Source organism: Oryzihumus sp. (genome assembly GCF_054325275.1).
Map to the genome: position 1 here is coordinate 87,665 of NZ_JBTCWL010000005.1, position 6,415 is coordinate 94,079.

The window sequence follows — 6,415 nt, forward strand, 5'->3', positions numbered from 1 at the left end:
GGTGGGGCCGAGACGGGCAGTGTCGGCCCCACCAGCGGTTCTGGTGCGCCGGGCCCCTGCCACGCCGCGCCGGCCGGCCCGTCCGGGGCCGCTGGCAGGCGGGCCGCCACAGGGTCTCGCGGCCGTTCAGGAGTGGATCACAGCAACCGCAGGCGAAATGCCCTCAAAGAGTGCCAAACTTGGCGCGCCGACGACAGGCCACTGCACGGGTCACTCGAGGAGGTTCGCATGGCGTTGAGCGCTGAGCGAGGGCCGTACGCCCTCAGGCGCAACGTCCCATCCACACCCCCAAGGCATCCTCTGCGCCGGCTCCGGCCGCGGCTCTGGGGAGCCGGCCCGACCCTGGCCCTGGTCATCCTGCAGGCCGTCGTCTTCGCCCTCTCCGGGTGCCTGCTGGTTCCCTCCGACATCAGCCACCCGGGCGACCCGGGGAGCGCGTGGGCGTTCCCCGGGCCGACGTCCCCCGTACCGCCCCCGCCGGTGGTGGCACTGCCGGGCCGTCCGTCGCGCGGCGAGCAGGTCCGGGCCAGGGTGGCCCAGCCCGTCACCACCGCGCCCCGCACCGTCGCCACCGCGCCCCGCGCCAGCACCCCCAGGACGTCGCCCAGTATGCCGTCCGGCTCAGCGACGCCCCGCCCGACGGACCGCATCGAGCTGGTGGGCTACCCGGTCCTCCCGGCAGCCCTGACACCCCGCCGACCCGGGCCGGTCGCCGGGCCGGTCGCCGGGCCGGTCGCGCCCCGCGCCCTGGCACCCTGGAAGGCACACACCAGTTCCGGCCGGCGAGACCTTTTCGGTCACCGCCTGGCCGACCACCGGGCGCGGGCCCACCAGCACCGGGGCACCCTGCTGGCGCGCACCCCCCTCGGCCACAAACGGCACGGCTCGGCCACGCCTCCGGGCGCATCACGCCGCGAGGCGTGCTGACCCGACGCCCCGCCCCGATGCGGGCCGGAGCACCGGGGTGCAGAAGCTTGCGCTGACCCCCTTGGGGTCCGGCAGGCGGGGACTTACCATTCGCAAAGAGGACGGCGTGTCCTCGACCCTGGCGGGGCGGTTTGGGCGGGACCGGGCCACTACGGGCCACGCAAACTGGCGGGCGTCGATGATGGGGACGGGGACCGGGGCAAACGGGGTACATGAGCGGCTGCGGCTGCCGGCCACCGAGGTCGCGCCGCGCCTGGCCCGTCGGCGCGTGGTGGAGTTCTGCCGCGAGCTCGGCGAGGACATTGCCATGGCGGCCGAGCTCCTCACCAGCGAGCTCGTGACCAATGCGGTCATCCACCCCCGCCCGTCCGCCACGGCCCACAGCGACGTGGCCGCGATCGTCCTGCACCTGCACCGCACCCCCGACCGCCTTCGCGTCGAGGTCATCGACCACGACCCCGAGCCGCTGCAGCCCGCCGCCGGCCCCGCCGAAGACCTCAGCCACGGCTGGGGGCTGCAGCTCCTGGACCGGCTGGCCACCTCGTGGGGCGCCCAGCCCCTGTCCGTCGAGGTGGGCAAGACGGTCTGGTTCGAGATCCACGCCTCCGCAGACCGTTGAGCCAGGGGCCTTTCCTGCGGCCTCGCTCCCGGACACCCAGGACGGCAGACCGTCCGGCGAGAGGCTTGGGGGTGACCCACGTGTGGGCCGGCTCACAGGGTGGAGGATGCTGGAGTCCATGCCTTCCTCCCCTGCACGTCAGCCGTTCAAGAGCCCGTTCAACGTCGCGCGGGAGGCAGCACTCAGGCCGGTGGAGCGCTTCGAGGTCGGTGAACGCGTCACTCACGACCGGCACGGGCTCGGTCGCGTCACCGCATGTGACGGCGAGGCCGCGGTCTACGTCGACTTCGGCCACGGCGTCCGGCGCGTGACCCTGCCGACGTCCAAGCTGCACCGGCTCTGACCTGGGTTCCTTGGCCTCGTGCCACCGCCTGATGGTGGAGGCTCGGGCTGCACGGACGGCGTACTGTTGAAGCACAGGAACCATGTCGCGCCCGACATCTGTCGTGGTCGGTTTCCGTGCTCGTGACCTTCCGGGCGTTCGAGCCCCCGGGTTTGGCTGGTGGCTGCCGTGGCCATGGACACTTCCCCCCGTCGATCCGACTCCCGGAGCGCCTCCTCGCCTCTCCCCCAGGGCGAGCGGCTTGCTCCTCGACTGCGACTTCTCGCTGCATCCCGGGAACGCCCCGGCGCCCTCGACGGTGCCTGGTGGCCGCGCTCGTCCGACCTCGCAGCTGAGGCGCCGTCGCTGCTGGCCGCGATCTGGGCCGCCCGCGACAGCAAGCCACTCCACATGACCTACGACCCCGGCATCTGGGACTCCCACCCGGCCCGGGTGTACGTCGACGGACACCGGGTCAAGGCGGGCTGGTTCAGCACGGACGACCCGCACCAGGTGACGGTCGCCCTGGCCAACGGCACACGGTTGATCCTCGTGGTGCTCCCCTCCGACCTGGACGCCGAGCAGGCGTCGTGGGCCCTGGAGCGGTCCATCGAGCGAGACAACGTGCTCAGCCCCGGGGAGCTGCTGACGCTGTCGCGACAGGCAGGCCGGGATGACGAGCCCCAGCGATGACGATCCGGCTTCCGGGCCGGTCGACCTCTTCCTCCGCATCCATGCCCTCAGCGGCGAGGACATGTTGGTGGTGAGCCGTGACTTCGGCTCTGAGCTGGAAGCAGCGCAGGCCATCGCCTGTGCGCTGGACGACCGCCGGAGCCTCACCTTCGCCCACGCCAGCTTCAGCCGGGAGACCCAGGAGAGCGTGGTCGTCGTCAACCCGTCGAACGTCGTCGCGGTCCGCATCTCCCGGACGGACAGCGCGGCCACGGGCCAGTACCTCTGACGGAGGCCCCCATGTCACTGGAGACCTCCGGCGGTCACACCCGGGACCACCCGGTGACCGTCAACGGCCACACCAACACCGTGGCCGTTGAGGAGATCTCCTTCGAGGAGCTCCTTGCCCTGGCTTTCCCTCCCGTCCCGGCCGGCCCGAGCTGGCTGTTCACAGTCACCTACCGTGGAGGCCCCGCGGACCAGCCGGAAGGTTCACTGTCGCCAGGGTCGACGGTGAAGGTCAGGGACTGGATGGCCTTCCACGTCACGAAGTCCGACAGCTCGGCGGTGTGAACAGGGGTCCGGCCCGGCCCGACCCGACAGCCGCGCCGGATCAGATCGCGGCGTCGTCCAGCTCGCCGGTGCGCACTCGCAGGACGGACTCCACCGGCACGACCCAGACCTTGCCGTCCCCGATCCGCCCGGTCCTGGCGGAGTCCGCGATCACCCGGACGACATCGGCTGCCTCGCGGTCGTCGGCGATGACCTCGAGACGGAGCTTGGGCACCAGGTCAACCTCGTACTCGGCGCCGCGGTAGACCTCGGTGTGGCCGCGCTGGCGACCGTGGCCGCTCGCCTCGGACACCGTCATCCCGTTGATTCCCAACGCATCGAGGGCTTCGCGCACCTCCTGGAACATGTGCGGCTTGATGACCGCCGTGACGAGCTTCATCGGTTCTCCCCTGAGTGAGTGAGCGAGCGCAGTGTGCCGTGCGGGACGGTCCGTCCGGTGACGAGTGCGTGCAGGTCGTAGGCGGTCTCGGCGTGCACGGCGAGATCGATGCCACCGACCTCGTCGTCCCGGTGGATACGGAAGCCCATGACCTTGTCGATGGCCAGACCAAGGATGCCGGAGACCAGGAAGGCGTAGACCATGACGGCGACCACCCCGACCGCCTGCCTGCCCAGCTGGCCCGCCCCCCCGCCATACAGGAGCCCGTCGACCCCCGTGGGGGCGTTTGCCGTGGCCAGGAGGCCGATGCCGAGCGTGCCGACGATACCGCCGACCATGTGCACGCCCACGACATCGAGCGAGTCGTCGTAGCCGAGCCGGTGCTTGAGGCCCACCGCGAAGGCGCAGACCACACCGGCGGCGGCCCCCAGGACGATCGCACCGAGCGGCGACAGGGACGCGCACGAGGGGGTGATCGCCACGAGGCCGGCCACCATGCCCGACGCGGCGCCGAGCGACGTGGCGTGCCCGTCGCGGAACCGCTCGACCGCGAGCCAGCCGAGGGTGCCCGCCGCACCGGCGACCAGGGTCGTCGTGAAGACGATGACGGCGTCCTGGTTGGCGGCCAGCGCCGAGCCGGCGTTGAAACCGAACCAGCCGAACCACAGCAGCCCGGCGCCCACCATGACGAGGGTGAGGTTGTGCGGCCGCATGGGGTCCTTGCCGAACCCGATCCGGCGGCCGAGGACCAGGGCCAGGGCGAGCGCCGAGGCGCCGGAGCCCACCTCGACCACGGTGCCCCCGGCGAAGTCGATGACACCGACCTGGTGAACCAGCCAGCCCCCTGCGTGCCCGGGGGAGCCGGCGTCGAAGACCCAGTGCGCCACCGGGGCGTAGACCACGACGGTCCACACCGCCACGAACACCATCCACGCCCCGAACCGGGCGCGGTCGGCGATCGCCCCCGACACAAGCGCCCCGGTGATCACCGCGAACAGACCCTGGAACACGGCATACAGGAGCACGGGCACGTGGCTCGAGCCGTTGCTCGACGGCGACATGAGGTCGCCCAGGCCCAGGTGCTGCAGGGGGTCGCCGAGCAAACCGCCGCCCACGTCGTTGCCGAAGGCCAGCGAGTAGCCGACCAGCGTCCACAGCACGAGGACGACAGCGAGGGACCCGAAGGTCATCATCATCATGTTGAGAACGCTCTTGGCGCGCACCATGCCGCCGTAGAACAGCGCGAGGCCGGGGGCCATCAGCAGCACGAGCGCCGCGGACGTGAGCAGCCACGCGGTGTCACCGGTGTCGAGGGCAGAGGGGGCTGCGGTGAGGACGGTCATCGGGGAGTCACCTTCGGCGCGGCCGCCGGGGCGCGGCCGCGACTGGTCGGGGGACGGTCAGCTCGGCGGCAGGGGCCTCCGCCGCGGGGACGATCCCACACCTGGCGCGCCCCTCGCCGTGATGCCCATTACGCGGCCACTGCGACGCAGACCGGTATGCGCGGCCGGGCAGGGTGCGCCGCAGCGTCCCGAACTGCGTGGGGGCTCAGTTGGTCAGGGGAGGTTAAAGCGGAGGTAAGAACTCCTGCTTGAACCTGTGAACCGGCGTGGAAGTCTTCACCTGACGCCCTGGACAGTGCAGGCTCCGCGACGTGCCACCACGCACGAGTGGTGGCGCTCACGTGCCACCGGGGACCTGCGGTGGCCAAGGGGAGGAACCTCATGAACAGACTCGCAAGGCTGTCCGCCTTCACCGCGGCGGTGGCGACGTCCGCCGCGCTTGTCGGCGCAGCCCCGGCCGCGTTCGCTTCCGGCTCGGCGACCCTGCCCGTGATGGACCCGGCCGGCGCCGAGTTCACCGAGGCCGGCGGCGCGACGCCGCTGGCCACCGACAAGACGATCCCGCACTGGAGCGGGTCGTTCACAGACCCGACCAACGGGACCACCTACGGCTACAACATGGTCGGCGCGGACCCCAGCACCAACAGCGCCTCGACCGTGCCCACCGACATCATCCCCGTCAACATCGTCTTCTCGGCCAACAACGGCTACGCGCTCAACGGCACCGACGTCGTCGAACGGACCGTGGCGTCCCCGATCTTCCAGACGTCGGACTACACGAGCACCACCAAGTCGACCGGCGGCGCCGGCGAGCTCTCGCCCGGCAACGCCGGCGTGCAGTACGAGGACGCGATCATGCGGTCGCAGTTCAACAAGACCGGCACCGGCTATCACCTGAACCTGGGTCAGCCGGCCGTCCAGGCGCCGGTCACGATGACGATCCCGAACGGCAAGGGGTCGGCCTACCAGAACAGCCACGGGGTCACCTATGGCCTGGTCGACTACGCGTGGTTCTCCAGCCGGATCCAGCAGCTCATGGGCCAGCAGCACACCGACCCCACCTACCTGCCGATCTTCCTGACCAACAACGTCATGCTCTACGAGGGCAGCATCAGCAACTGCTGCGTCATTGGCTACCACGGAGCGTCGAAGGCGACCGGCAACGGCGGCGGCAGCACCAACGGCAACGGCAAGCAGGGCGTGCAGACATTTGCCTTCTCGGCATACAGCACGCCCGGCACGTTCCGTGGCGACTACATCAAGGACATCCACGCGCTCAGCCACGAGATCGCCGAGTGGGGCGATGACCCGTTCGTCAACAACACGGTCAACCCGTGGGTGACCCCGACCGCGCCGCAGTACGGCTGCACGTCCGTCATGGAGACTGGTGACCCGGTCGTCGGCATCGGCTTCACGCTCCCGGGCAACACCTACGACACCAACGCCTCCGCCGACGGGTCCTGGCACCCTGAGGACGAGGTGCTCCTGCCGTGGTTTGCCCGGCAGAGCCCGAACACCACCTCGCAGCCGACCCAGAGCGGCACCGGCGGCCGGTACACCTTCATGGGCGACCTCAACCC

Annotated in this window: 8 protein-coding genes; 6 read left to right on the plus strand and 2 right to left on the minus strand. The window is 71.0% G+C overall.

The window, feature by feature from the left end:
* Window positions 1–1,105 precede the first annotated feature (1,105 nt).
* The 5 genes from ACXVGS_RS02310 to ACXVGS_RS02330 all read left to right on the plus strand — a co-directional run bounded on the left by ACXVGS_RS02310 (window position 1,106) and on the right by ACXVGS_RS02330 (window position 3,113).
* A complete protein-coding gene (locus tag ACXVGS_RS02310; RefSeq protein WP_458530428.1) occupies window positions 1,106–1,546 on the plus strand; it encodes an ATP-binding protein in 441 nt (146 codons plus the stop codon).
* Between the two features lie 118 nt (window positions 1,547–1,664).
* Entirely contained in the window at window positions 1,665–1,889 is a 225-nt protein-coding gene (locus ACXVGS_RS02315) for a hypothetical protein (protein WP_141790287.1), read from the plus strand.
* A 174-nt stretch (window positions 1,890–2,063) separates the two neighbouring features.
* Window positions 2,064–2,561, plus strand: a complete 498-nt coding sequence (locus ACXVGS_RS02320; protein ID WP_458531538.1) for a DUF5994 family protein — start codon at window positions 2,064–2,066, stop codon at window positions 2,559–2,561.
* Window positions 2,542–2,829 (plus strand): hypothetical protein, encoded by a 288-nt coding sequence (locus tag ACXVGS_RS02325; RefSeq protein ID WP_458530427.1) that lies wholly within the window; start codon window positions 2,542–2,544, stop codon window positions 2,827–2,829. The genes ACXVGS_RS02320 and ACXVGS_RS02325 overlap by 20 nt, the downstream gene beginning before the upstream one ends.
* Window positions 2,830–2,840: 11 nt before the next feature.
* Window positions 2,841–3,113, plus strand: a complete 273-nt coding sequence (locus ACXVGS_RS02330; protein WP_458530426.1) for a multiubiquitin domain-containing protein — start codon at window positions 2,841–2,843, stop codon at window positions 3,111–3,113.
* A gap of 40 nt (window positions 3,114–3,153) precedes the next feature.
* Here ACXVGS_RS02330 and ACXVGS_RS02335 read toward each other — a convergent pair whose 3' ends face one another.
* Together ACXVGS_RS02335 and ACXVGS_RS02340 are read right to left on the minus strand one after the other, a co-directional pair.
* Window positions 3,154–3,492 carry a P-II family nitrogen regulator gene (locus ACXVGS_RS02335; protein ID WP_458530425.1) on the minus strand — a complete coding sequence of 113 codons (339 nt, stop codon included), beginning with the start codon at window positions 3,490–3,492 and terminating at the stop codon, window positions 3,154–3,156.
* On the minus strand, window positions 3,489–4,835 hold the full coding sequence (locus ACXVGS_RS02340; protein ID WP_458530424.1) for an ammonium transporter: 1,347 nt from the start codon (window positions 4,833–4,835) through the stop codon (window positions 3,489–3,491). Before ACXVGS_RS02340 ends, ACXVGS_RS02335 begins: the two co-directional genes overlap by 4 nt.
* Before the next feature lie 381 nt (window positions 4,836–5,216).
* Between ACXVGS_RS02340 and ACXVGS_RS02345 the strand changes: the two genes are divergently transcribed.
* Window positions 5,217–6,415 (plus strand): hypothetical protein (locus ACXVGS_RS02345; RefSeq protein WP_458536584.1); only part of this gene is annotated, 1,199 nt, incomplete at its 3' end.

Excerpts from the sequence above, each read along its gene's own strand:
- ACXVGS_RS02320 (WP_458531538.1), top strand. The coding sequence starts at position 2,064 with ATGGACACTTCCCCCCGTCGATCCGACTCCCGGAGCGCCTCCTCGCCT.
- ACXVGS_RS02310 (WP_458530428.1), top strand. The coding sequence starts at position 1,106 with ATGATGGGGACGGGGACCGGGGCAAACGGGGTACATGAGCGGCTGCGG.
- ACXVGS_RS02330 (WP_458530426.1), top strand. The coding sequence starts at position 2,841 with ATGTCACTGGAGACCTCCGGCGGTCACACCCGGGACCACCCGGTGACC.
- ACXVGS_RS02340 (WP_458530424.1), bottom strand. The coding sequence starts at position 4,835 with ATGACCGTCCTCACCGCAGCCCCCTCTGCCCTCGACACCGGTGACACC.
- ACXVGS_RS02315 (WP_141790287.1), top strand. The coding sequence starts at position 1,665 with ATGCCTTCCTCCCCTGCACGTCAGCCGTTCAAGAGCCCGTTCAACGTC.
- ACXVGS_RS02335 (WP_458530425.1), bottom strand. The coding sequence starts at position 3,492 with ATGAAGCTCGTCACGGCGGTCATCAAGCCGCACATGTTCCAGGAGGTG.
- ACXVGS_RS02325 (WP_458530427.1), top strand. The coding sequence starts at position 2,542 with ATGACGAGCCCCAGCGATGACGATCCGGCTTCCGGGCCGGTCGACCTC.